This is a genomic window from Bacillus sp. CFBP9009 (assembly GCF_036541465.1).
Taxonomy (GTDB): Bacteria; Bacillota; Bacilli; order Bacillales; family DSM-1321; genus Peribacillus.
Genome location: NZ_JAZHFU010000042.1, coordinates 6238 through 6596, shown reverse-complemented (window position 1 = coordinate 6596; position 359 = coordinate 6238). Strand labels below are relative to the sequence as shown.

The following is a 359-nucleotide window of genomic DNA, read 5'->3' as shown; positions in this document are numbered from 1 at the left end:
TATCAGCGATGACCAAGGCATCTTTCTTATCACTTTTGGACTGAGTATTATCACGGTTTTCTTTATTCCTTTTTACTAAGTGAGGGTTTACTGTTACTACCTCAATTCCTTGTTTAAATAGCCATTTTGAAAGATTAATCCAGTAATGGCCTGTAGGTTCCATTCCCACGATGGCTGCATCCAGTTTATTTAATCTTTGAAGCTTATCCATCCATTTTAATAAACTAGCAAATCCATCTTCATTATTTTCAAATGCAAGTGGATCTCCTACTACAATTCCACGGAAATTCACTGCTCTAGCCACATGTAATTGTTGGGCAATATCCACTCCAACAACAAGGTGTTTATCGGAAATTCTT

Annotated in this window: 1 protein-coding gene; it reads right to left on the bottom strand. The window is 36.5% G+C overall.

Features of this window, described 5'->3' with window-relative positions; genetic code table 11:
* Nucleotides 1-359: IS110 family transposase (locus tag V3595_RS28545; RefSeq protein WP_485911325.1), on the bottom strand; the 359-nt coding region annotated here is incomplete at both ends.